The organism is Pantoea leporis, assembly GCF_028048155.1.
GTDB classification, from domain to species: domain Bacteria; phylum Pseudomonadota; class Gammaproteobacteria; order Enterobacterales; family Enterobacteriaceae; genus Pantoea; species Pantoea leporis.
The window spans coordinates 57,782-81,396 of the sequence record NZ_JALMEU010000002.1; the positions used below are offsets into that span (position 1 = coordinate 57,782).

22 protein-coding genes are annotated in these 23,615 nt (G+C 48.4%); 10 read left to right on the plus strand and 12 right to left on the minus strand.

Annotation, left to right across the window (positions count from 1 at the left end; genetic code table 11):
• Positions 1–215 precede the first annotated feature (215 nt).
• From MWH02_RS07540 to MWH02_RS07555, 4 genes are read left to right on the plus strand one after another with little or no spacing between them, the layout of a single operon-like run.
• The gene (locus MWH02_RS07540; protein WP_271460216.1) at positions 216–1,163 is read left to right on the plus strand and encodes a DMT family transporter; all 948 of its coding nucleotides are present in this window, start codon (positions 216–218) and stop codon (positions 1,161–1,163) included.
• The gene (locus MWH02_RS07545; RefSeq protein WP_271460217.1) at positions 1,120–2,370 is read left to right on the plus strand and encodes an ATP-grasp domain-containing protein; all 1,251 of its coding nucleotides are present in this window, start codon (positions 1,120–1,122) and stop codon (positions 2,368–2,370) included. The genes MWH02_RS07540 and MWH02_RS07545 overlap by 44 nt, the downstream gene beginning before the upstream one ends.
• A 23-nt stretch (positions 2,371–2,393) precedes the next feature.
• Entirely contained in the window at positions 2,394–2,921 is a 528-nt protein-coding gene (locus MWH02_RS07550; protein WP_271460218.1) for a type 2 periplasmic-binding domain-containing protein, read from the plus strand.
• 11 nt (positions 2,922–2,932) lie between these two features.
• Positions 2,933–4,141 (plus strand): DUF6421 family protein, encoded by a 1,209-nt coding sequence (locus MWH02_RS07555; protein ID WP_271460219.1) that lies wholly within the window; start codon positions 2,933–2,935, stop codon positions 4,139–4,141.
• An 81-nt stretch (positions 4,142–4,222) separates the two neighbouring features.
• On the opposite strand, the gene MWH02_RS07560 is transcribed toward MWH02_RS07555, so the two are convergent.
• Complete coding sequence (locus MWH02_RS07560; protein WP_271460220.1) at positions 4,223–5,110, minus strand: SDR family oxidoreductase; 888 nt, start codon at positions 5,108–5,110, stop codon at positions 4,223–4,225.
• 103 nt (positions 5,111–5,213) lie between these two features.
• On the opposite strand from MWH02_RS07560, the gene MWH02_RS07565 reads away from it, so the two are divergent.
• Positions 5,214–6,038 carry a helix-turn-helix transcriptional regulator gene (locus tag MWH02_RS07565; RefSeq protein ID WP_271460221.1) on the plus strand — a complete coding sequence of 275 codons (825 nt, stop codon included), beginning with the start codon at positions 5,214–5,216 and terminating at the stop codon, positions 6,036–6,038.
• Here MWH02_RS07565 and MWH02_RS07570 read toward each other — a convergent pair.
• On the minus strand, positions 5,980–6,411 hold the full coding sequence (locus tag MWH02_RS07570) for a winged helix-turn-helix transcriptional regulator (protein ID WP_271460222.1): 432 nt from the start codon (positions 6,409–6,411) through the stop codon (positions 5,980–5,982). The two genes, MWH02_RS07565 and MWH02_RS07570, sit on opposite strands and share 59 nt — an antisense overlap.
• Positions 6,412–6,522: 111 nt before the next feature.
• Between MWH02_RS07570 and MWH02_RS07575 the strand changes: the two genes are divergently transcribed.
• The 3 genes from MWH02_RS07575 (at position 6,523) to MWH02_RS07585 (ending at position 11,087) form a co-directional block, all read left to right on the plus strand.
• Positions 6,523–7,572: an NAD(P)-dependent alcohol dehydrogenase gene (locus tag MWH02_RS07575; RefSeq protein WP_271460223.1), complete on the plus strand. Its 1,050-nt coding sequence runs from the start codon at positions 6,523–6,525 to the stop codon at positions 7,570–7,572.
• A 430-nt stretch (positions 7,573–8,002) separates the two neighbouring features.
• Positions 8,003–9,838: a methyl-accepting chemotaxis protein gene (locus MWH02_RS07580; protein WP_271460224.1), complete on the plus strand. Its 1,836-nt coding sequence runs from the start codon at positions 8,003–8,005 to the stop codon at positions 9,836–9,838.
• A gap of 172 nt (positions 9,839–10,010) precedes the next feature.
• Entirely contained in the window at positions 10,011–11,087 is a 1,077-nt protein-coding gene (locus tag MWH02_RS07585) for a diguanylate cyclase (protein ID WP_271460225.1), read from the plus strand.
• Position 11,088: 1 nt separating this feature from the next.
• Here MWH02_RS07585 and MWH02_RS07590 read toward each other — a convergent pair whose 3' ends face one another.
• On the minus strand, positions 11,089–11,550 hold the full coding sequence (locus MWH02_RS07590) for an OsmC family protein (protein ID WP_192235299.1): 462 nt from the start codon (positions 11,548–11,550) through the stop codon (positions 11,089–11,091).
• 177 nt (positions 11,551–11,727) lie between these two features.
• Here MWH02_RS07590 and MWH02_RS07595 point away from each other — a divergent pair, with 177 nt between their 5' ends.
• The gene (locus tag MWH02_RS07595; protein ID WP_271460226.1) at positions 11,728–12,276 is read left to right on the plus strand and encodes a GNAT family N-acetyltransferase; all 549 of its coding nucleotides are present in this window, start codon (positions 11,728–11,730) and stop codon (positions 12,274–12,276) included.
• Here MWH02_RS07595 and MWH02_RS07600 read toward each other — a convergent pair.
• From MWH02_RS07600 to MWH02_RS07610, 3 genes are all read right to left on the minus strand, one after another.
• On the minus strand, positions 12,257–13,336 hold the full coding sequence (locus MWH02_RS07600) for a mechanosensitive ion channel family protein (RefSeq protein ID WP_110867095.1): 1,080 nt from the start codon (positions 13,334–13,336) through the stop codon (positions 12,257–12,259). The two genes, MWH02_RS07595 and MWH02_RS07600, sit on opposite strands and share 20 nt — an antisense overlap.
• 260 nt (positions 13,337–13,596) lie before the next feature.
• Entirely contained in the window at positions 13,597–14,466 is an 870-nt protein-coding gene (locus MWH02_RS07605) for an ATP-grasp fold amidoligase family protein (RefSeq protein ID WP_271460227.1), read from the minus strand.
• A 5-nt stretch (positions 14,467–14,471) separates the two neighbouring features.
• Positions 14,472–15,707 (minus strand): oligosaccharide flippase family protein, encoded by a 1,236-nt coding sequence (locus MWH02_RS07610; protein WP_369415262.1) that lies wholly within the window; start codon positions 15,705–15,707, stop codon positions 14,472–14,474.
• Positions 15,708–16,317: 610 nt separating this feature from the next.
• Between MWH02_RS07610 and MWH02_RS07615 the strand changes: the two genes are divergently transcribed.
• Entirely contained in the window at positions 16,318–16,506 is a 189-nt protein-coding gene (locus MWH02_RS07615) for a YjfB family protein (protein WP_110867097.1), read from the plus strand.
• 110 nt (positions 16,507–16,616) lie between these two features.
• On the opposite strand, the gene MWH02_RS07620 is transcribed toward MWH02_RS07615, so the two are convergent.
• The 6 genes from MWH02_RS07620 to MWH02_RS07645 all read right to left on the minus strand — a co-directional run bounded on the left by MWH02_RS07620 (position 16,617) and on the right by MWH02_RS07645 (position 23,580).
• On the minus strand, positions 16,617–17,225 hold the full coding sequence (locus tag MWH02_RS07620; protein ID WP_271460229.1) for a KpsF/GutQ family sugar-phosphate isomerase: 609 nt from the start codon (positions 17,223–17,225) through the stop codon (positions 16,617–16,619).
• Positions 17,222–18,862, minus strand: a complete 1,641-nt coding sequence (locus tag MWH02_RS07625; protein WP_271460230.1) for an FGGY-family carbohydrate kinase — start codon at positions 18,860–18,862, stop codon at positions 17,222–17,224. The genes MWH02_RS07620 and MWH02_RS07625 overlap by 4 nt, the downstream gene beginning before the upstream one ends.
• Positions 18,863–18,890: 28 nt before the next feature.
• Positions 18,891–19,844, minus strand: coding sequence for an ABC transporter permease (locus MWH02_RS07630; RefSeq protein WP_271460231.1), 954 nt, complete (start codon positions 19,842–19,844; stop codon positions 18,891–18,893).
• Between the two features lies 1 nt (position 19,845).
• Positions 19,846–20,835: an ABC transporter permease gene (locus MWH02_RS07635; RefSeq protein ID WP_210080148.1), complete on the minus strand. Its 990-nt coding sequence runs from the start codon at positions 20,833–20,835 to the stop codon at positions 19,846–19,848.
• Positions 20,828–22,348, minus strand: coding sequence for a sugar ABC transporter ATP-binding protein (locus tag MWH02_RS07640; RefSeq protein WP_271460232.1), 1,521 nt, complete (start codon positions 22,346–22,348; stop codon positions 20,828–20,830). Before MWH02_RS07640 ends, MWH02_RS07635 begins: the two co-directional genes overlap by 8 nt.
• A gap of 245 nt (positions 22,349–22,593) precedes the next feature.
• Positions 22,594–23,580, minus strand: coding sequence for an autoinducer 2 ABC transporter substrate-binding protein (locus MWH02_RS07645; protein WP_192235288.1), 987 nt, complete (start codon positions 23,578–23,580; stop codon positions 22,594–22,596).
• Between the last annotated feature and the right edge of the window lie 35 nt (positions 23,581–23,615).

The window sequence follows — 23,615 nt, forward strand, 5'->3', positions numbered from 1 at the left end:
TACAATTGAAAGGCAATTTAATGCTCGATGCTGACTCGATTAACTGAGTGTTTTTTTTCTTTTAATTTAAAAGTAATTAAATAATGGTTACAGCTTTAATTATGCTTTGATAAGCTGAGATTAACTTTTAGATCGCAGAGGATTGATTTTAATCTTAAGATGATATCTTTATTCAATCTTATGCATTAATATTCAACGCAGGGAGTGCTCGAGTTATGTCATCTCCATTTAACTTTCTAATAAGAATTCGTTTTTATTTGTTTTTCATCCTTCTTTGCTTTATTGGAGGCACAACATGGGCATTGCAAAAGCTTGGGCTAAATAATAGCCTTCCATTGTGGTCAGCAGGGATGCGGTTTTTGATTGCAAGTGTAATTGTTATTTTTTATTTAATTTTAAGTGAAAGAATTTATATTAATTACGCCGTTTTCAGTCTTGCTGCAGCTAACGGCCTGTTTTATTTTTCGATTCCATTTGGAACAGTTTATTGGGCATCAACATATATACCTAGTGGATTGGTAGCTGTTTTAGCTTCTGGAATTAGCGTATATGCACTGCTTCTAAACCATTTCTTACGCGGAAAGCCAGCAACTGGAAGGCAATTATCAGGTGTTTTCTTTGCCATCATAGGTGTATGTGTGGTTTTTGGTGAAGGAGCATCTTTACCGGGCAATGAAAAAAGTATAATTGCTATGTTAGCAGTGTTAGGAGCTATGGGGAGTTCAGCCGCTATAACGCTCAAAGTTCAAAAGCATATTAAAACTCTTCCACTTCTTAGTTTTGTTGCATTTTCCATGCTGAGTGGTGGTTTTTTACTCTTGATTACGAGCTTAATAATTGAAAGTGGTAACCGTTTCTTTTATGGGGAGAGCTTAGGAGCGCTCATTTATTTAGCAGTAATAGGATCAGTATTAGGATTTACGCTTAATATTACTTTGCTTAAACATTGGCATATTTCTAAAGCTACATCTCATTTATTCATCTCCCCAGTTATTGCATTGTATATGGGCTTCATACTTCTTGAAGAAAATATTACCACGACTGTGATTATAGGCACCGCGGTTGTTGTTCTCGGAGTAATGTTAATCGTTTTGCCAAAACGCGAAAAGGAAACTCTTAATGTCAACTCTACAAAAAAACCTGGCCATAATCTGTCAGAATAGAAAGCTACCATTTGTGTTTGAAGAAGCTAAGGCAATGGGTGTCGAAATTACATTTTTTTATAACGATAATGAGTCTCCACCGCCGGAAATTCCCGGTGTTGTGAGAAGCATTGCTTTGCCATTGTTTGAAGATGAAGATAAAGCACTAAATATAGTCATGTTAGAAAATAAAGTGCGCCGAATTGATGGTGTTTTAACACTATTTGAACCGGCGTTAGATTTCGCCGCTAAAATTGCTAACAGGTTGGGATTACCTTTTTTACCTGAATTCGTAGTAGAGCAATGTAGAAACAAAAATATGACTCGGCGCGTTCTGCATGATAACGGCCTAAATACACCCTCCTTTATTGAGATAAAAGAAGGAGAATACCCAGACATTGATCAAATAAAATTTCCGCTTGTAGTGAAGCCTACTAATGGATTTTCCAGTCAAGGTGTTACACGAGCTAACAACCCTGATGAATTGAGAAATGCTATTGATAAAGTATGGGAAATTAACCGCACGCAATTGAAAAATTTCATCTATGACAAGGGTGGTGTTTTACTTGAGTCATTTATCGATGGGCCGGAGTTCGCAATCGAAACATTTTCGCATCGTGGTGAGGTAACAGTGCTCTCAATCGGCGATAAAGGTAATGGCAAAGGTCCATACTTTGAAGAAGGTGTTTATATTGCACCTGCTGATATTGATGAGAAACTGCGAGATGAAATCGTAGATGAAGTTAGACGTGCAGTTAAGGCGTTAGGAATTAATGAGGGACCAGCACATGTGGAACTGCGTATTGACCAAAAGCAAATGCCTTTTGTTATAGAAGTCGCACCACGCGTGGGTGGATCCGGAATATCACATTATATTGTGAAAGCAAGCACGGATATAAACTTCCTGCAGTTGGTTATTTGCTACGCTTTAGGTATGGAATTTTCCCAAAAAATGGGGGCATTAGTAAAACCGATATCTACTGCCGGAAATTATATTATTCCTGTGCAGGGGGATGGAATCTTTGTCGAGATTGATGGATTAGCAAATGCCCGTGAGAAATCTGAGGTGGAATATGTTTTTGAATTTATGGAGCCTGGGCATAAAGTTCTTCCATACCCTCATTTTTCAGGTTACCCAGGATTTATTTTAACACGTCATACTGACCATGAAGCTTGTGAATCTTTTTATAACGATTTGCAAAAAGATCTAAAAATTAAATATTCATAGATTCCATAGTTAAGGAGAATGATATGGATCGTAAAATAATAATCCACACTTTAGGGCCAGAAGGAACTAATTGTGAGAAAGCAGGTTATCTTTGGCTGGAAAGTAAGAAGGTTTATGGTGATGTTAAGCTTTATTCAACTCTTGAGGATGCTCTCATTGAAGTCAGGAAGAATACACATGATCTATTATTAGGATGTGCCGTCTATCCAGACTTACATAAAATTGTATTTGAGAACTTAGACTTTTTAGAAATTCAGGATAGTTTTGTAATGCCAACATGGAACATGGTATTAGCAAAAAATTATAGTAGTTCGTCAAATATGGAAAAAATTATAATTGCTTGCCATCCTTCGCCATCCTATCTCGCTTATACATACAGCCAGAATGTTCGTTTTGTATCAAGTAATGTACAGGCAGCGCTGGAGTGTGTTAGTGGAAAGGCTTCCGCGTGTATAACAACATTAAAAGCTGCACAAGATAATAATTTAAAGGTCATTCAAGACTTTGGTGAAGTACCAATGTGTTTCACTCTTCATGGTCATAAACGCTAAGGAGTATTTTTATGGAATGGGTTAAGGATAAGGTTATTATTGAATTATGTCCTCGAATACATGAGTTCAATAAATTGCAAAGTGCTACAGGCGCGGTAGTATGTAACATAGATAAAGCTGAGTATTTGCTGGATGAAATTATAGGTTTGGCTGGTGAGATATTGTCTGCTCTGAAACAATCCGATTATGCCCTACAATTGAATACCGACCTTCGTGAATGGAAAAAAGCTGGATTAAATACCGTACCATGTTTTAAACGGTCATTAGATAGCTATGAACCACCTGTAGATGGCGGCAAAACTTTTTACCTGGCTACAATCATTACGCCTAATAGTCATAAAGAAAAAGGATATTGGCTGGAGTGCTTTTTGGCTCAACGAAAACAACCCGATGTCTTGCTGCCAATTATGTCTGATTTACCACACCCACAAAATGTCAGCCAAACAATGCACCTGATTGCTTCGTCTTCTGGTTTCAGTGTTGGACACTGCTTAGTCTTCTTTCCAGAAAACGTAAAAACAAAAAATAGGGTTGTTAAACAACATTTTGCGATGTTCTTTTTTAATAAATTTCATGCTATCTATCAAAAAGACACATTGCGTAGAGTAGAATCATTATTGGAGTTTGAAGGGAAATTATCTCATTTACTAAGCGCAGAGAATTGCTATGCAGCGCGCTCGGTATGGGGATACTTGCACGACTATTATCACCACTGCGGACCCCGTCCTTTTAATAAAAATATTCACGTTAAAATGAATTTTTGGGTAGGTGTTTTAGAAGAAATAAAAGTTGATTGCCAAACCATTATTAGAGTGCAACAGCAGCATTATCCTTGGTGGCGAGAAGTGACCGAGTTTATTTTATTTGAGAGGTTGGTCCGTTACCCTGCTCAACACGATGCGACGAGTAATTTTGATGCGGCAACTGGGGTTTTATTGTTCTCCTGGCTTAAACGCCGAGGGCATGGTATTAGCATTTGCGATTCTTCTGGCAAAGCTATAATGGATTTTGAAAAGTGTTTGACTGGCTTGCATGCCCTTATTAAGGAAATAGAAGGGCTTGAAGAGATCGAGGATGATGCAACTTATAAGCAAGAAGTTGAAAGTTTTGTAATGAAAGAACTTGAGCCAGGTAATCTGAATGATCGATATATTATCCCTGATGATTATCTTATTCATGATATGAATATGAAAGTTAACATACCAATTCTCTTTTTTTAACTGCGCCATATTTTTGAAATTTTTGATAATGAAAGTAGACATAAGCGCACCAATCAAGGTGCGCTATCATTCTTTTAAACCTTATGCAAAGTACCCGCCTTCACGCATATCCTGCAATAACCCCGGCCCGCTCGGCTGCCAGTTAAACGTCTGACGCGTCCACGCGCTGGATGACGGATTATCAGTAGACGCGAAAAATGCCATCCAGCCTAACCACGCTTTTGCTTCTTCCAGCGTCAGGCTTTTCACCGGCAGTGATAATCCGGTGCCGATGGTTTCGGCAATCTGCCGGAATGGCACCCCTTCTTCCTGTACTGCATGCAGAATCGCGCCCGGCTCAGCTTTTTCAGCTGCGAGGCAAAACAGTTCAGCGGCATCATCGCGATGCACCGCGGGCCAGCGATTCTCACCCTCGCCGACATACACCGCTGCGCCTTTTTCCTTCGCCATATTGATGATCATCGGAATAAATCCGTGATCGCCTGCGCCATGTACGGTTGGCGGTAAACGCACCAGCGCTACGCGCACACCGCTGTCGGCCAGCGCCAGCGCGGCGACGTTGGAGTTGGAACGTGGATGCGCGCCCGCTGCTGGTTGAATCTGTTCGGTGGCGAGACGTCCCGGCGACACCAGCGCGGTGCCGGTGGTGACAATCAGCGGGCGATCTGAACCTGCCAATACGTCACCCATCGCCATAATCGCGCGTTGGTCGACTTCGGCGGCATGATCCATGCGGCTGAAATCATGAATATATCCTGCGTGGATCACGCCATCGCTCTGTTCGACCGCCTTACGCAGGCCGTCGAGATCTTGCAGATCGCCGCGAATCACCTGCACACCTTGCTGCTGCAGTTTTTCTGCGGAAGCCTCGCTGCGCGCCAGACCTTGCACCTGATAACCGCGTGCCTGCAGTTTTTTCACAATGGCGGAACCGATAAAGCCGCTCGCCCCGGTCACAAAAATACGCATATTGGTGCTCCACTTTTTCAAAGTTGAAGCACTATCATAAAAGTCTGCAACGCGACGAAAAGTCGTGAGCTTATACAGGTATACGCACTAACAGGATAAAGGCATGACTCCCCAAGATGACAACCAGCTCGGCAACTATCTGCGTGAACGTCGCCAGCGGCTGGATGCGGCGAAACTTGGTTACACCCTACTTCGTCGCCGCACGCCGGGCCTGCGCCGGGAAGAAGTGGCGGTGCGCGCGTGTGTCAGCACTACCTGGTATACGTGGCTGGAGCAGGGCAGAGGCGGCGCGCCATCGGAAGAAGTATTGGAACGCTTAGCCCGCGCATTAGAGCTGAGCGCCGCCGAGCGCGATCATCTGTTTTTGCTGGCGCAAAATCGTCTGCCTGGCGTGACATGGCAGGCGGGCGTGGATGTTTCGCCATCGCTGCAGCGCGTGCTCGACAGCATGGAGAACACGCCAGCGCTGGTCAAAACCGCAGAGTGGCAAGTGGTGGCGTGGAACCGTGCGGCAACCAAAGTGTTTGTCGATTACGCTGAACTGCCGCCTGCCCAGCGCAATATCCTGCTGATGATGTTTCGCAACGAGGAGATGAAAAAGCGTCTGCCGGACTGGCATAAAGTGACACGCGGCATGGTGGCCAACTTCCGCGCAGATGTGGCGCGCACCGGCGCCAGCGAGCATGTGCGCGCGCTAGTGGAGGAGCTGTGCGAGATGAGCGACACCTTCCGCCAGCTTTGGCAATCACAGGAAGTGAGTCAGCATGGCGAAGGTATTAAACAGCTGTGGCTGCCGGACGAAGGCGTGCTCGAGCTGGAATACAGCACCTTTGCGGTTGAAGGTAAACCGGGTTTAAGCCTGGTGGTGTTTAATCCGCGTCAGCAGCACGATCGGGAATGTGTGGCGCGGCTGATGGCGCGTCCGTAGCAGCGCGAAAGTGGGCTTCCATCTCATCCAGCGCCGTCTGATTCTCCAGCCCCCATTGATACATCTGCTCGATCGGTGCCGCGAACGTCATGCCGAGCGGTGTTAGGCGATAATCGACTTTCGGCGGCACCACATCATAAACGTGACGCGCAATCAGCCCGCGCTGCTCCAGCTCTTTCAACGTCTGAAACAGCATCTTCTTCGAAATTCCCTGCAGGCTGCGCTGCAGCTCGCCGGTGCGCGCGCGATGGTTAGGCCAATGATAGAGCGCATGCAGAACCATGCTGCTCCATTTCACCGAAAACAGATCCATTAACCGTCGCGGCGGCGAATCCGCATAAAAAAACAGTTTACCGTCTACCATCGCGGGCATAGTTCTCGTCTCCTGAATGGTTACCAAAAGGTAACTACTATCAATTTTGCACCATGTTAACTATAGTCTGCCGCTTTCAGCTAGCCAAAGCCAACTCATTTCGGAGGCCCTATGAAAATCAATGCATTAGTCGCGCACGACGCGGCCCAACCGCTCTCTTCAGGCCAGATTGCATTGCGACCGCTGCAACAGCAGGATGTCAAAATTGAAATTCTGTATTGCGGTGTGTGCCATTCGGATCTGCACATGGCCCGTAACGAATGGGCGGTCAGCCGCTATCCGCTGGTGCCGGGACATGAAATTGTCGGACGCGTTGTTGAAACCGGCGCGGACGTAACGAATTTCAAAGCCGGTGATGTAGTTGGCGTCGGCGTAATGGTCGATTCCTGCCGCGAATGCCATTTTTGTCAGCAGCAAGAAGAGCAATATTGTGAAGCCGGCTTTGTGGCGACCTATAACGGCATCGACAAATACACCGGCGACAGCACGTGGGGCGGCTATGCGCAGAATGTGGTGGTCGATCAGCACTTTGTGGTGTCCGTACCGCAAACCTTGCCACTGGCTGGCGTTGCACCGCTGCTGTGTGCGGGCGTTACCGTATGGTCGCCGCTGCGTCACTTTAACGTAAAAGCCGGCGATAAAGTCGGCGTAGTCGGTTTGGGCGGATTAGGGCATATGGCAGTTAAGCTGGCGAGCGCAATGGGCGCGGAAGTCACGCTTTTCACCACTTCACCCGGCAAAGGTGAAGATGCGCTGCGCTTGGGTGCGACGCGCGTGGTGGTTTCACGTGACGCCGGGCAGATGGCCGACGCGCAAACTTCACTGGATTTCATCGTAGACTGCGTCTCGGCTCCGCACGATCTCGATCCTTACCTTGCCACGCTGAAAACCAACGGTCGCCTGGTGCTGGTGGGTATCCCGGAGCATCCGCACCAGTCTCCAAATGTGACGCCGATGGTAAATCGTCGTTTGAGCATTAGCGGCTCATCAATTGGCAGCATTCAGGAAACTCAGGAGATGCTGGATTTCTGCGGCAAGCACAATATCACTGCTGATATTGAAGTGATTGCCGGTCAAGAGATCGAAACAGCCTTCGCGCGCATGTTGAAGGGCGATGTTAAGTATCGTTTCGTTATCGATATGCAAGCGACACGCTGGTAAAACCATTAACGCCTGCGCTTTTCCGCAGGCGAGTTCATCCTGAAATCGCCATCTTCGCCGAGACACAAGCTGCTGATATCATTGAATTTTAAAGCAAGCCAGACCAATATTTTCGACAAACGTAGATTTTAGCTCATATAGTTACAACATACTTTAATGTGAAATGCTAACCAGTAGAGCAAACTTTTGCTAACGAGCTGGTTTGGGTTAGTCAGGAAAAAAAGTAAAGTCGTGGGTGATGGGGTTACCACCCCGTTTAGGTTTTAGCCAGTTAGCGCAACAGGTTTGCCCCTAAATTTTGCGCACTGCTCGCAATAGCACGTCACATCCTGCAATCACTTTTTGCCCCATCCTGAATAAACATTTCCCGCAACGCTCCGATAACTCCCTTACAAACCATACAAAAATAATTAACGCAGGAGCAGGGAAGATGGGGCTGGTATCCCGATTACGTAATGTGCGCATCACGCGTAAGCTGTCGGCAGGATTCGGCATCGTGCTGTTGTTAGTGGCGCTGGCAACCGGATTAAGCGTGCAGCGCTTTAACGCCATTCATGACATCTATCAGAAAACCAACCTGATTTATGACATCAACATTGAAGTGTTCCAGGCCAAAATTAACCGCCTCAAATATCTGTATGGCGATGACAAATCCGGCCAGGTGATGGCAAATTACGTCACGCATGCGCAGCAACTCACCAGCGATGCGAAGCAGCTTTCATGGTCGGAACGTGCCAGAGCGCGGGTGGATGAACTGGGAACGCACCTCGCCAGTTTCCAGAACAGCATTGGCGCGATGACGCAAGCCACGCAGCAACTGAATAGCCTGCGCTCGCAAATTGACGCTTTAAGCCAGCAAGACATGACTACGCGCTACACCCAACTGATTCGCACTCCTGTTACTAATCCTGAGCTTACCAATCAAATTTACCAGCAGCTGTTCGCTATCAGCAATGTGCGCGAAGAAGCCTGGGCGTTGCGTTTTAACGTCAGCGATGCGCTGCGTAAAACGCTGGAGAATCATTTCCAGCAGGCGGATCAAGGCATGAACGCGCTGCTGGCGCAGTTGCCGCCGGAACAGCAGGGCGAATTCACCGCACTGTGGCAGGACACCGAGAAATTCAAAAGCCTGAGTCTGCAAGCGGCGGATGCCTATGGCCAGCTGCGTGCGGCGGAAGACACCGTCAAAGTGGCGGGCGACAAGAGCAGTGCAGCGATCAAACAGATCATTACCATCGTCAAAGCGCGTAACGATGAACTGGCCAACGGCTCAGCGGCGATTTCGCTGCTGATTGGTGGTCTGGCGATTTTGTTCGGCGTGCTGGTGGCGTGGTACATCATTCGTCAGATCACGCGTCCGGTATTCCATAACCTGGAACTGGCGGAGCGCATCGCCAATGGAGATCTCAGCTCGCAGTTTGCCACCGATCGGCATGATGAACTCGGCAAGCTAACTTCGGCGATGGGACGCATGAACGAACGGCTGCGCAGCATGATCGGCGATGTGCTGAGCAGCGTTAGCAGTGTATCGCAGGCGGCCAGCGCCATTAATCAAGGCAACCTCGATTTGTCTTCACGCACCGAACAACAAGCGGCGGCGGTGGTGGAGACCGCTGCCAGCATGGAGCAACTCACCGCCACGGTGAAAAACAACGCCGCCAATGCGCGACAGGCGAGTCAGATTGCGGCGGAAGCTTCGTACAACGCCAACAAAGGCGGCATCGCGGTGCGTGATGTGGTGAACACCATGGGCGAAATCTCTGACAGCTCGAAGAAGATTGCCGATATCACCGCCGTGATTAACAGCATCGCGTTCCAGACCAACATCCTCGCGTTGAACGCGGCGGTAGAAGCCGCGCGTGCCGGCGAGCAGGGACGCGGTTTTGCCGTGGTCGCCAGCGAAGTGCGCAATCTGGCACAGCGCAGCGCCGGGGCGGCGAAAGACATCGAACAGTTGATCAATGAATCGGTCGGACGCATCAGCAATGGCCATCAGCAGGTGGCGCGCGCCGGTGAAACCATGGATCAGATTCTCGGCAGCATTGCGCGTGTGAATCAAATTATGGAAGAGATTTCCGCCGCGTCGGATGAACAGAGCCGCGGCATCGAGCAAATTGCCCGCGCGGTCGGCGAGCTGGATACCACCACGCAGCAGAACGCCACGCTGGTGAGCGCCTCTTCGCACTCGGCGAACTCCCTGGAAGAGCAGGCGCTGATGCTGGAGCGATTGGTGTCGCAGTTCCGCCTGCAAGGTGCTGCACGTTAGAAAAACAGCGTGGAAGTAGCTCCAGATTTACTTCCACGGTCTTTCTTTGGGTCAGCTTGCAATACTTTTTTTCGGCCGCAGAAATGCAAGGTAAATATTCTTAAAATAAAGCGACCTGCCGCCGATATTTCCCGTTAAACTGCAATTCTTGTCGTCCTGATACTTTCCCTGCATGAACTACTACTCACCTGACGATAGCCATTTGAAGCGGCGCTCCCAACGCTTCGTCCGCCGCATGTTTATCATGCGTCAACTCGGCACGATGTTATGTTTTTTCCCGATTCTCTCGGTACTGATGGAGCGGGATCGTGGCCTGGCGTTTAGCGCCCTGTTATTTGTGAATGCGTTTCTCTGGCCGTGGCTGGCTTATCAGCGCGCGCTGCGGGCCGAAGATTCCACCGCCACCGAGCGGCACAACTTAACCCTTGATGCCGCCTTTGGTGGCATTTGGGTAGCGCTGATGGCGCTGAGTCCGCTGCCTTCCTATGTCATCATGGCGGTGTTGGCCTCGGACCGCTATGCAGCGGGCGGTGCTGCCCAGTTGATTGCAGCGATGCAGGCATTTCTCTGCGCCTTTGTGCTGGTATGGCTGGTGGATGGCGCAGGCGTTGATTTGGCGTTCAGCACGCGAACCGTCTGGCTGAGCCTGCCGCTGGCAACCTGCTACATGCTGGTACTCAGCGTCACCTCGTACAATCTCACCTGGCAACTGCGCAAACGCAACCGCGAGCTGGAGCGCATTGCGCTGATGGATCCCGGTCTGGGGATTCCCAATCGTCGCTTGTTTGAACGTCGGCTGGAGAGCGAATTTCTCAGCACGCGTCGTGGCGACAGCGCTGGCTATTTACTGCTTATAGACCTCGATTATTTCAAATCGGTAAACGATAACTGGGGACACGAGGCGGGGGATTTCCTGCTGGCGGAAATTTCATCGCTGCTGCGGAATCATGTGGGATTGCAGGATATTCCGGCGCGTTTTGGCGGCGATGAGCTAGGCGTGATTGTGCATCATGCCAGCGACGAATCGGTGGTGGCGCTGGCCCAACGTTTGCAGGAAAAGATTGCGCAGGTGCGTTTACCGGCATCGGCGGAGTTTCGTTGTTCGGTGAGTATAGGTATTGCATCGGCAGCGCATGCAGAATCCATACGTCACTGGTTGCGGCATGCCGATGAAGCGCTGTATGAGGTGAAACGCGCCGGACGCAATGGCGTGCGCTTGTGGCAACCGTCGCTGGCCGGCGCGGCCTGAATTACACGAACTCGGGTTCGCAGTTCACTGGGAAGTTAAGCGAGTTAGCAATAAAGCAGGCTTCGTGGGCCTGATGATGCAGCTCACGCGCGCGGTCCGCATCCGCCGGATCGCGCAGCGCAATGCGCGGTTTCAACGTGATGTTGGTAAACCGACCGCGCGTGCCCTCAATCATTGTCCCTTCTGCTGCATCTTCATAAGCTTCCACCACAATTCCGGCGTCAGAACATAAATGTAGATACCACAATTTGTGGCATGCCGAGGCCGAAGCCAGCAATAACTCTTCCGGATTCCAGCGCGTCGCATCCCCGCGAAACGCTGGATCGGCGCTTAGCGCTATCGTCTCTTTGCCAGCGGCAATCAGCTCCGCGTTACGATCGTAAGCAGTATAAGATGCGGTGCCGTTGCCACGGTTGCCGGTCCAGCGCACCGTGACCTGATAATGGTGTTCTTTTGCTGCCATTACTGATGCTCCTTTTAAAATGAACATGACATCAGCAGACTATCAGGAATTGCTGCTACAACGCCTGCGATCGGTGATATCGATTTTCATGAAAGGAAAGGGGCTGTGTAATTTGTTTATAGCGAAGGCTGTTAGGTAAACTTAAGGAATCGAATAACGTTTAAGGGAAAATTTACCATGTTAGAGACAAACCGCCTGATCCTCCGACAATGGCAGCAAACAGACTTACAACCCTTTGCCGAACTCAATGCCGATCCCGAAGTGATGAAGTATTTCCCGAAAACGCTGAGTCGTCAGGAAAGCGACAACGTCGTTGCAAGATTTAAGGCGATGATTGGTGCAAACCAGGGTTGGGGTTTTTGGGCCGTTGAGATGAAAGCCACCGGCGAATTTGTCGGCAGCGTGGGTTTAGCACAGCAGCCAGATCGCTTCGATTTTTCTCCCTGCACGGAAATTGGCTGGCGTATCAATAAAAAGTTTTGGGGGCAGGGAATCGCCAAAGAAGCCGCCCGGGCATCGTTGGCTTACGCGTTTAATGTTTTGCATCTTCCCGAGGTCGTTTCGTTCACCAGTACTCATAACACGCCATCTGAGAAGCTGATGCAGCGATTGGGGATGCAGAAACAAACTATCTTTCTCCATCCCGCGTTACCTGCCGATCACGCGCTAGCTGAGCATGTGCTGTATAAGATTTTCCACAACAACTTTATTGACTCGCCTCTCTAAATCCGGCATCAGTCAATGTCGCCCGCACATGAGGAAGACTCTGCGGATAATTTTGCTGAATAAATTCAATCATCTTTTCCCGCACGTAACAGCGTAAATCAAAGGCGGTGGGGGAATTCTGCGCCGTCATCAATAATCTGATGGTCATGGTTTTGTCAGTGGTATCCGTAACCTGAAGCACCTGAGTTTGTTGATCCCAGAGTTTAGTTTCACTGAGGACTTTTTCAAAATGCTTACGCAGAGGATCTAATGGCATCGAATAATCGAGGTAAAGAAAAACAGAGCCTAATATTTGGGCGTTATTGCGCGTCCAGTTCTGAAAGGCATTTTCGGTAAAGTAGGTGATGGGCAAAACTAAACGACGCAGATCCCAAATACGCACCACAACATAAGTCAGGTTGATCTCTTCAATCCAGCCCCATTCATTTTCCACCACCACAGCATCATCAATTTTTATCGGTTGGGTAAAGGCGATCTGAATCCCGGCGAAGAGGTTAACCAGCGATTTCTGCAGAGCAAAGCCAATGATTATACCGGCAACGCCGGCACCGGCGAGAATGGTGGTGCCGAATTTTCGCACGCCAGGGAAACTGAGCAAAATTAGCGAAAGACACAGTGTCACCAGTACGACAATCGCGACTTTTTTCACATACATTATCTGCGTGCGAATTTTTCGCGCACGAAGGTTATTCGAAAGATTGATGTCATAGCGAATAAATAGCATATCCTGCGCCACATTAATCAATCGAATAAGTACCGAGCAGAAGGATAAGATAATGAATATATTAACGGTGGTGGTGATAAAACTCAGGGATCCTGGCTGGATATTAACGTAATTAAGTCCAGCACTAATTAACAATAATGGGATAAATAGAAACAGCGATCCGCGCAGATGCTTTTCCAGTGACTTGAACAGTTTTCTGTCACGTTTTTGCCAGTAGCGAATAAATCTAAGGAGGATAAATCGCGCCAGAAATCCTATTGCGAGTGAGAGAGTGACAAGCATAACAGCAGGCACCCATGTTGGAGCACCAGATAACTCATCAAATAATAATGGCATTACTTTCCCTTTTATTAAGCCAACAACCGTGGTTGTCAGATAAGTCAAAAAATTCAGTAACCATTCTGTTATCGGTTATCTGCAGATTATTTATTCATGCTTATCAGTATAGACGCTGTGGCAGGCTTGGTTGTCAGGGGATGGGTGGCGTATGCATCGGTCGCCACCAATGGCGACCCTTAGGCAGTTTGGCAAGGTTTTTGTAGGGTGCGCATTGATGCGCACCTGTTACGAAAGTTGGTAAATCAATCACTTTCAAACTACAACTTTAGCTGGCTGCCTAAAATAGCATCGGCTTCCTGCAGTGTCACATCGAGGCCCGCAGAGGGCGTAAATGTCAATTCGCCAAAAATAACCTTACCGTTGAGAAGGTAGAAGTCAGCACGAACAAATTTAAAATCAGCGGCCAGTTTAACCGCATACTCTTTCATGTTATTGAAACCTTCCGGCATTTTGGGATAGCTGTTGGTATTGATTAATTCAACAGTATCTTCAAAGGGAAGCGGATGCCAGTTCATATCAAAATAATAGAATTTAGGTGTGCCTTTCTCCCGCTCCATGCACACCATTACCGCATAAGGTTTTCCATTGAAACAGTAAAATTTATAATCCTCTGGAAACCCACCACGTTCATTCTCAATGTATTTTTCGCATAAGATTTTGCGGTCAATTTTCTTATACTGCGGCTCAATGAAATGGGAGGAGAAATCCTGCTTCAACCATTTACTGAGTTGCCTGTTGGTTTTTTCAATGTCCAGCGATGCTTTGCTATCACAGATTATGTTGTAACCTGCGCCATGGTTACACTTAAGTGCGAATTTATTGGGTAATGCGCGGTAGTCAATATCCATTGGGTCATCATACACGCCGTAGAGTTCATTCAGGATTTCACCACACCCTTTCGCTATCACATACTCCCGAACCTTATACTTGTCCGCGCACAAGGTATAAATATCGCCATTTAACTCATTGAATTTGAGCCACTGAATTTTTTCATTGAAATTGATTGGATTGGTTAAGTTCAGCTTTTTCTTGAACTTAATATAGTAATGTGTTTTAGCGCAAAATTCTGGGTACATATATGCGCTGATTTTTAACGCTGATTTGACTGTGTGTTTTATCATTTTCATTAAAATTATCTCAGTTTGAAAATGTTAAGATGCATTTTGATGATTGTTTTATTTCTGAAGAAGTAATTGAGTAAAGTGCAAGACATAATCTCAACGATCAAAAAACAGTATGCGGCCCCATTAATGCCGAAGGAATTAATCATTAGCCATGAAAGCGGTATGGTTAAGACACAACATAAAAACATCTTTTTAGCCAGGTAACTGTATCCGGACTCTTTGATCATATAGCGATAACAAATTGTACCTAATGCAGAGAACATAGTGCCGATGATAATGATGGGAATGATACTCACGGAATCCATATACTTATCGCCATACAATAAATGGATGAAGTATTCACCAAAAAAGTAGAATCCAGCTAACGCTATAAGCGAACACAAGATGACAATTCGGTTGATTTTAATGAGTAGCATTTCAACGGTGATTTGATCTTTTTCACTGTATATCTTTGAGAAGAAGCTTGTTATTAATGCCAATACGATAAATGACCAGGCACCTCCTATGGTTAACGCGACGCTATACACGCCCAGATTTGAGTAAGAAAGGATTTTTGCCAAAAAAATGCTCGATATCTGCGTATAGATGTCAGCCGATAGACTTGATAAAATCAGCGCACCGCCGGTGAATAACATATGACGGTTATACATTCCGGCGCCTTTACGATTCTCATTTACATTTGTGGTGTAGTTAAAATAGATAAGACGCAGGAAATAAGGTATGAGCGGGATGATAATAATAGGAATGGTGAAGTAGTACACGGGCATTTTGAAGTATGAAATAGAGAATCGAATCAACAAGGCAACAGATAAGCCGATCACATTGGTGATAGTGTTTATTTTTGATTTTAATTGCGTGTTGTTGTAGATGGAAAAGAAGTCCATCACAATGTAGTAAGTGGCAATACAGTTGGCCATACCAAATAGAAACACAATGATGTCAGTGAAGAAGTAGAGGTAGATCAACACCGCGCTTGATGACAGGAGAAAGAAAAATCGCCGTTGATTTTGTGTGTGTATCGCTAATGCGATCCCAGACTTACTCTTTTCACTCATGCGTTTAAAGATGATGTTCTGACCGCCAAACCACGATAGCGTTTGCACAAATATAAACAGAGAAGTTGAAATGTTTATTTTGCCATAGTCTTCAGGGCCAACGTATTTTGCCATCAGCGCATTAATATATAGTAGCCCGATGATATTGACTGACTTTTCTAACATGATCCATATTGAGTTAGAGTACATTGCATGTCTCTCATCTACATAGCTGTGTTGATAGCGTTAAGGACTGTTTACAAGCCATCCGCAAAAATTGAAGCTTTCTTGTATATGCATTAATGTTGTGTTTTATTGCGAAATATTCATATAAAAAACACCCAATATTACTGTTTATTCTGCAGGCTAAATTAATTGGTTGACAGTGTGGCTGCTGATATCCAATTAGTGAAGGGTTTTTTTATTAATCAGATTAATGACGTGCGTTTTCAAATATTGAGTCCATTATTTAATCGTGTTCGACTCTATATATTGTGATGATGATCATGATTTTCTTTAACGGGACTAATTACCGAGAGCACACAGTGTAGCGGCGCAATTCATTGCGCGATTATGCCCTATTTCATGGGGCTGATTTCTGACCACGTCAGTACCTCTGTGGCTTACAGACTCCTACAGCTGTGCTTTGTTGTGGTGCTGGCCTCGCAGACATTCATAATGCGGTGAGTGGTTTGAGGGGCGATTCTGCGAAATCGCCTTACGAGTGAACGTTAAAGTAATGCGTGCAAATGCCGATAAACGTTTCAGGCTTTTAAAAGCTGTTTTTGTACTCAATATTCGTATTAATCAGGAGAGCAAGATGGATGTATCACAAATTACATCACTGGCTACCGGCCTTGATAACATGGAACTGGCTAATAAAATAAGCACGTTAGTACTGAAGAAAACGTTAGATAATCAGCAATCGATGGCGAGCGGCATTCTGGATTCGATTCCTCAGTTGCCTGCAAACCCTGCAATTGGGCGCAACATTAATACCACTGCCTGAAGTCAGCATTAACGGTTTTATGGAGTGATGTCGATCGGGTATCACTCCTCAAATGATTAAGTAGTGTTGGCATGTTATTAGCGGAAGAAATTACAGGATGAAGGTGTCGATCACATATCCTGTTCGCGCAGTATTTTGCCGACATTTCCGCCCGGATGGACGTTGAGCAGTCGCTGCTGATCGAAGCCGTTACGCAGCATGATGTTACAGCACAGCGCATCGAACACCGCCAGCACCAGCATGATAGAAGTGGTAGCCAGCATATTAAGCGGGTCGATCTCCCGCTGGATATGCGTTTTCACCACCAGCGTAGCGGCGTCGGCAATCGCTGAGTCCAGGTTTTCTGTCACGCTGATGATAGCAACGCCTTTGGTTTTAAGCGTCGGCAGCAGGCGCGTCAGTTCTTCAGAATTACCGCCTCGTGAAATCAGGATTATCAGGTCGTTGTTGCGCATAAATCCCAGGTCACCGTGGGCTGCATCGGTAGCGTTGAGGTACACTGCCGGCTGCTCGACGCACGCCAGCATATGGGCGATTTTCCGCGCGGCAATTCCCGAGGTGCCAACACCGGTCACAACAATTTTACCGTGACATCCGGTAACCAGCATCAGGAGCTGGTGCCAGGTTTCGGCATCAAGATTACGCTGTAACGCCAGTAATTCCTCGCTATAGGTCTGCCAGGCCTGACATGCCTGAGTAAATTCTTCTTCCGCATTCATTCGGTTTTCCCCTGCATCAGGTCACGATATTTCATGCTGTCGTGATACATCTCGTGGAATACGCGGTATTTACGATCGTAATACTCTTTGATTTTGTTGGTCTGTGGTGTGATGGTTTTACCAATGCGGCTCATAGCAGCCATGGCTTCCGGCAGCGAATCATAGACACCCGCTGCAACGGTGCCCATCATGGCGCTGCCGAGCAACATCGCTTCACTCTCTTCCGGCAACAGCATTGCGCAACCTGTCGCGTTGGAATGCTCCTGCACAAAAATCGGGTTTTTAGTGCCGCCACCACTCGCCATCATGGTATCAATGCAATAACCACTCTGGTTCATGGTTTCAATAATATGACGAGTGCCGAGCGCCAGCGCCTGAATGGTGGCGAGATAATGCAGCGCCATGTCTTCCGGCGTGCGAGACAATTTCAGGCCAGTCAACGTGCCCGTGAGTGTTGGATTAGCACGCGGTGAGCGGTTGCCGTGGAAATAGGGCAACATATGAATGTCTTTGGTCAGGAAAGCGATATTTTCTGGCTCACCCGCCATGTTGCGCAAAATACCATTCAGAATTTCATAAATCGTTTTGCCGCTGTCTTTTCCCTGTTTGAGTAAATCCTGATAACACGGGTGTGACTGAATGACATGATCAATTAACGCGCCGGTAGTCGATTGTCCGCCTTCATTCAGCCAGTAATCCGGCAGAATCGCCGAATAATATGGCCCCCAGATCCCACCGATATAGCGCGCGCTACGCGACATCGCCATATGAGCGGTGGACGTCCCGCCAATCAGCGCGATGCGATTATCGAAATCTGCTGATTCGCCGGATGCGCCGCTGGCACCCAGAATGCCGAGGCTACCCGCGTGGGCATCAATAATGGAGACGCTGACCGCCGTACCGGCAATCAACCCCATTTCTGCAGCGGCGCGCTGAGTTAATCCATGCCCCAGCGGCTCACCCATGGTTTTTACTTCACTACCGATTTTTGACGCGTTGTTTTCCAGCAAATCTTCCAGACCGATCTGGCGGAAATAGCTCGAGTCCCAGCGGTCTTCGTGACCGATATAGGTCCATTTGCAGACGGTAGAGCACAACGAACGCGTGGTGTCCTGCGTGGCGCGCCAGGTAAGAAAATCAGGCAGGTCGAACAGATGCCCGACGTTGCTCCAGGTCGTCGGCATGTGTTGCTTCAGCCACAGCAGTTTTGGCGTCTGCATTTCTGGTGAGATGATTCCGCCGACAAATTCCAGCACGCGGTGGCCGGTGGCATTGATGCGTTCTGCCTGCGTGATAGCACGGTGATCCATCCATACAATAATGTTCTGCTCGCTTCGCCCGGACGGGCTGACGGTCAGCGGTTTACCTTCTTTATCCAGCACCACCAGCGAACAAGTGGCGTCAAAACCAATGCCTTTCACCTGAATAGGATTGATATCTGCCTGATTAACCGCGTCTTTTACGGCGTTACAGACGGATTGCCAAATCTCATCGGAAGACTGTTCGACGAAATCGGCTTTCGGGCGGTACAGCGTGATCTCACGGCTGGCCTGGCCGACCATGCGGCCGGTCATATCGAAGACGCCTGCGCGGGCGCTGCCGGTTCCTACGTCTATTCCAATAAAATATGTCGCCATGTTTTTTCCCTTCGTAAAAATCTTTCGCTTATGATTTTCTGTTTTGCAGAGCGATAAACAGGATCAGAACGCAACCCCACAGCGCCATGGTCAGATAACTGCTAACGCCCATCAGGTTAAGGCCGCTCTCGAGCATTTGCAGGACGATCAACGCCAGTACCAGGCCGATGACCCGGCCAAACCCGCCGTCGGGATTAATTCCGCCGAGTACAGAAGCCAGAATGGTCACCAGCAAATAGGAGTCGCCATAGCCTGCTTTGGCCGAGTTGAATTTGGACATCATCAGCAGTGCCGCGCCCCATCCGAGCAGCGCGGAAAGAACATACACCGCGAGGGTAACTTTGTGGGTGTTAACACCACTGAACCGAGTGGCCTGTTCGTTAGAACCCATCAGATAGAGGCTGCGTCCCAGCGTGGTATGTTCCAGTAACACCCACAACAGCAGCGCCACCAGCAGGAATAACAGCAGCGCAACCGGAATGCCGAGCAGGCTGCCGTTGCTGAGATATTGAATGGCTGCCGGGAAACCGGAAATCACAGCACCATTGGTTAGCAGAATATTCAGCCCGCCAATCAGCGTCATGGTTCCGAGGGTCGCCAGAATCGGCGAAACACCGATATAGGCGATCAGTGCGCCATTGAGCGCGCCAATGAGCACAGCGATGACCAGACCCGCGAGCATCGCCAGCGCGAAATATTCTGGCTGGTTCGGGTGCGCGACCAGAATGGCCGCCATCGCCAGCGAACAGGCATTGGCTCCGGCAATGACCGACAGATTGATACCGCCGGTGAGCATGGTGATACCCATACCCAGCGCCAGCATGCCCAGAATCGGTAACTGAGAGGAGATCGACTGGAAATTGCCGGCGCTGTAAAAACTGCCGCCCAGCGTGAACGAGAACAGCACGGCAACGGCGACGATGATCAATAACTGCAAGCGGATGATGCGATCGCCCGGAAAGAAGCGGTTTAAGGTTGTCATGTCACATTCCCTTTGCCAGTTTGCGTTTTTCATTCCACGCGGTGCTGCTGATGCTGACCAGAATGATCACGCCGCTGAAAACCTGATGCCAGTAAGATGAAATGCTCAGCAAGGTCATACCATTTTGCAGGAAGGCCAGCAGCATTACCCCCAGAATGGTGCCGGTCAGCGAGCCACGGCCACCGGTCATGCTGGTGCCGCCTAATACCACCGCCGCCAGCACCGTCAGCTCATAACCCAGCAGGGAATTAGGCGCGACAGACTGGGTGATTTGCGCCTGAACCACGGCCGCTATACCCGCCAGCAATCCCATAAATCCGTATACATAAAAATGCAGTCGCAGGATGTTCAGGCCGAGACGCGACGCAGCGTCACGGTTGCTGCCCATGGCATAAATCTGGCGTCCCACGCGTGTGCGGTTCATCAACACGCCGGTGGCGATGATCACGCCCAGCAAGCTAAGCAGCGGCAGAGTCAGGCCATAGTCGTAGCCGTCGGCGGCGGTAAAGGAGAACCAATTAATACCGTTCATAAACCAGTCGGGAAACCCGTATAACCAGGTGCCATTGGTGACATACACCAGCAGACCGTAAAACAGGTTTAACGTGGCAATGGTGATAATGATGGCCGGAACGCGTAGCCAGTACACCAGAAAACCGTTGACCAGCCCGAGCAGCAACCCGCTGCCCATCGACAGGGCAAATGCCAACGGAAAGCTACCGCCGTGATGGATGATGTAACTGGCCATCACGTACTGACCGATTGAGGTGATGGCCGGGAAGGAGATGTCGATGCCCCCGGCAATTAACACCACAAACAGTCCACAGGCCAGAATGGCAAGAATGGCGTAGCTGGTGGCGACGTCAGTCAGGTTACCCAGGGTCATAAATTCACTGGTGCCGACACTTAAGCCAATCACCAGCAGCAGAACCAGTAATCCCAGCCAGAATTCGTGCTGGGAAAACAGTTTAGACAGAGATTTATTATCCATTAATCACCTCCGCAATCTGCGCTTCGCTGCTTTGGTGCGGCGCGAATTCCGCTACCAGTTCGCCTTTGCGCATCACCAGCACGCGATGACTGTTGTAATACGCTTCCGGAATTTCATCGCAAATCATCAGCACCGCCATGCCAGATTCCGCCAAATCGCGTGCGATGCGATAAATTCCCTCTTTGTTGGCAATATCTACGCCGACGGTCGGCGAATCGAGGATCAGAATATGGGGTTGTGTTGCTACCCATTTGGCGATGGCGATACGTTGTGCGTTACCGCCGGAAAGGGTTTTAACGGGTAACTGGCTATCCGAAACTTTGATGTTCAAATCGCGGATCAGGTCTCTCACCACCGCTGCGGCTTTCTTATGGTCCATTAATCCTGCGCCGGTGTGCAGCTTGTCGAAAATGGACACCAGCGTGTTGTCATAAATGGATTGCTCCATGATCAGACCCTGCGTCAGACGGTCTTCTGAAACATAAGCAATGCCGTGACGGATGGCGTCGCGGTTACTGTGGAATTGCACCACATTGCCGTTAACGCGGATTTCTCCGCTATCTGGTTGGCTCATGCCGAACAGGCTCAGACAGAGTTCCGTCCGGCCCGAACCGAGCAGGCCAATAATCGAGGTGATTTCACCCTGGCGCAGCGCCACTGAAATATTCTGATACTGACCTTTGCGGCTTAGTTGGCTGACTTCAAGGAGTGGCGTTACGTTGGCTGGCGCACGATGCGGCAGATGACTGTAGGTAAAACGTTGTCCGGTCATCAGGAACGCCAGTTCATTACTGTCGAGTTCGCTGGCCGGATAGGTGCCAACCAGTTTGCCGTCGCGCATCACGCTGATGCGATCGGCCACTTCCATCACCTCATCAAGACGGTGGCTGACAAACACCACGCAGATACCGGCGGATTTGAGCTCATTCACCACGCGCAATAGACCATTCACTTCAGTACGAGTCAGCGATGCGGTCGGTTCATCCATAATCACCAAACTGGCGTCAGCGGCGATAGCGCGGCATATGGCGACTAATTGGCGATCGGCGATCGACAGCTTTTCGACTTTACGATCCGGATCCAGAGAGACGCCGACCCGTTGCATCGCTGCCACCGCTTTTTTGCGCATTGCCTCGCGATGTACCCAAAAATCTCCGCCGGGTAAATAACGGTGAATGGCAATATTTTCGGCTACCGACAGATTGGGAAATAAAGACAAATCCTGATAAATAACCTGAATGCCGTAATACGAAGAGAGCTGCGGCGTAAGAGTATGAAATAGTTTTCCGTCCAGCGTAATGGCCGCGCCTTTTTCCGGCTGATAAACACCAGAAATGACTTTAATGATGGTACTTTTGCCACAGCCATTTTGACCAGCAAGGCAATGCACTTCGCCTTTATTTAACGTCAGGCTGACACTGTCTAATGCTAGTACGCCGGGAAATTTTTTGCTGATTCTTTCAAGGCTGATAAAGGCCTCATAAGGGGCAGGGGACGTATTAAGCGTATTCATCACCGATCCTTAAGCATATCCTTTGTAATTCCAGTGGGCATTGGCTGCGCAATTTAGAGCTAATCAATGGGTTATGTTTGCGCATTGGCCGCTTTGCCCTGCTGGAATTATTTAGGGTATAAATTTTCATGTCTGAGTCGAGATCTAAATACGGCACAACATACAACGCCGTATTTATTTCTCTTAGCCTGGTGTGGCGCTGGAGATAATCTGTCTCCGGAATATACCTGAATTAAAAAGCCTGATCAGAATCCAAGTGATTTCGCATTCTCTGGTGTCACTTCCAGAATTTTATTAAAGCGAATGACTTTTTTATCCATATCTACGTCGGCTTTCCCCAGCCCTTCGATAGTCAGATCTTTGGTGACTTCTTTACCCTGCAATAGCTGATCAGCAACCGTTACTAAGGCATAGCCGGCATCTTTCGGATCCCACAGCAGCGCTTTCTTAATATCACCGCGCATTAAATACGGAGCAGCTTGAGCGGGCATAGCGATACCAACAACGGCGATTTTATTTTTAGCGCGTTTCTGTTGAACCGCCTGACCCGCACCAATCGGGCCGAGCGAACCGAAACCGATAATCCCTTTCAGGTCGGGATAGGTCTTCATTAAATCCAACGTGGTGGAGTATGACTTATCAATATTTTCCGCCACCGGCAGGCGAGACGTTACTTCATGCATATCCGGGTACTTTTCTTTCTGATATTTGATCGCAGCATCCGCCCACGCGTTATGCAGCGGCACAGTCAGGGACCCGACATAAATGGCGTACCCTCCTTTGCTACCCATATCTTTTGCCAGTTCGTCCATATTGGCTTCAGCATATTTCTGGCTGTCGATGGTTTCGATATCCCATTGACCAATTTGCTGGTCCGGCGATTCATGGGTTAATACCACGATGCCCTGGTCACGCGCTTTCTTTAATACCGGCTCCAATACTTTGGCATCGTTTGGCACCACGATGATGGCGTCGACTTTTTTAGCAATCAAATCTTCAATCACTTTGACTTGCTGGGCCGGGTCTGGAGTGGAGCCGCCGACTTGATAAGCGTTGACATCCAGTTTTTGCGCGGCCTCTTTCACGCCGACTTCCATGCGGGTAAACCATGGAATGCCGGTGACTTTGGCGACCACGGCAATATCGTAAGGCTTAGCGGCGAAAGAGGGTGTTGTGAATAACATGCATGCTGAAACCACACATGCACTGACTAATGCGAGGTTAAATTTCATTGCGATACCTTTCTTATGATGTTTTGCAGTAGGGA

Excerpts from the sequence above, each read along its gene's own strand:
- MWH02_RS07540 (WP_271460216.1), top strand. The coding sequence starts at position 216 with ATGTCATCTCCATTTAACTTTCTAATAAGAATTCGTTTTTATTTGTTT.
- MWH02_RS07545 (WP_271460217.1), top strand. The coding sequence starts at position 1,120 with ATGTCAACTCTACAAAAAAACCTGGCCATAATCTGTCAGAATAGAAAG.
- MWH02_RS07550 (WP_271460218.1), top strand. The coding sequence starts at position 2,394 with ATGGATCGTAAAATAATAATCCACACTTTAGGGCCAGAAGGAACTAAT.
- MWH02_RS07555 (WP_271460219.1), top strand. The coding sequence starts at position 2,933 with ATGGAATGGGTTAAGGATAAGGTTATTATTGAATTATGTCCTCGAATA.
- MWH02_RS07560 (WP_271460220.1), bottom strand. The coding sequence starts at position 5,110 with ATGCGTATTTTTGTGACCGGGGCGAGCGGCTTTATCGGTTCCGCCATT.
- MWH02_RS07565 (WP_271460221.1), top strand. The coding sequence starts at position 5,214 with ATGACTCCCCAAGATGACAACCAGCTCGGCAACTATCTGCGTGAACGT.
- MWH02_RS07570 (WP_271460222.1), bottom strand. The coding sequence starts at position 6,411 with ATGCCCGCGATGGTAGACGGTAAACTGTTTTTTTATGCGGATTCGCCG.
- MWH02_RS07575 (WP_271460223.1), top strand. The coding sequence starts at position 6,523 with ATGAAAATCAATGCATTAGTCGCGCACGACGCGGCCCAACCGCTCTCT.
- MWH02_RS07580 (WP_271460224.1), top strand. The coding sequence starts at position 8,003 with ATGGGGCTGGTATCCCGATTACGTAATGTGCGCATCACGCGTAAGCTG.
- MWH02_RS07585 (WP_271460225.1), top strand. The coding sequence starts at position 10,011 with ATGAACTACTACTCACCTGACGATAGCCATTTGAAGCGGCGCTCCCAA.
- MWH02_RS07590 (WP_192235299.1), bottom strand. The coding sequence starts at position 11,550 with ATGGCAGCAAAAGAACACCATTATCAGGTCACGGTGCGCTGGACCGGC.
- MWH02_RS07595 (WP_271460226.1), top strand. The coding sequence starts at position 11,728 with ATGTTAGAGACAAACCGCCTGATCCTCCGACAATGGCAGCAAACAGAC.
- MWH02_RS07600 (WP_110867095.1), bottom strand. The coding sequence starts at position 13,336 with ATGCCATTATTATTTGATGAGTTATCTGGTGCTCCAACATGGGTGCCT.
- MWH02_RS07605 (WP_271460227.1), bottom strand. The coding sequence starts at position 14,466 with ATGAAAATGATAAAACACACAGTCAAATCAGCGTTAAAAATCAGCGCA.
- MWH02_RS07610 (WP_369415262.1), bottom strand. The coding sequence starts at position 15,707 with ATGTACTCTAACTCAATATGGATCATGTTAGAAAAGTCAGTCAATATC.
- MWH02_RS07615 (WP_110867097.1), top strand. The coding sequence starts at position 16,318 with ATGGATGTATCACAAATTACATCACTGGCTACCGGCCTTGATAACATG.
- MWH02_RS07620 (WP_271460229.1), bottom strand. The coding sequence starts at position 17,225 with ATGAATGCGGAAGAAGAATTTACTCAGGCATGTCAGGCCTGGCAGACC.
- MWH02_RS07625 (WP_271460230.1), bottom strand. The coding sequence starts at position 18,862 with ATGGCGACATATTTTATTGGAATAGACGTAGGAACCGGCAGCGCCCGC.
- MWH02_RS07630 (WP_271460231.1), bottom strand. The coding sequence starts at position 19,844 with ATGACAACCTTAAACCGCTTCTTTCCGGGCGATCGCATCATCCGCTTG.
- MWH02_RS07635 (WP_210080148.1), bottom strand. The coding sequence starts at position 20,835 with ATGGATAATAAATCTCTGTCTAAACTGTTTTCCCAGCACGAATTCTGG.
- MWH02_RS07640 (WP_271460232.1), bottom strand. The coding sequence starts at position 22,348 with ATGAATACGCTTAATACGTCCCCTGCCCCTTATGAGGCCTTTATCAGC.
- MWH02_RS07645 (WP_192235288.1), bottom strand. The coding sequence starts at position 23,580 with ATGAAATTTAACCTCGCATTAGTCAGTGCATGTGTGGTTTCAGCATGC.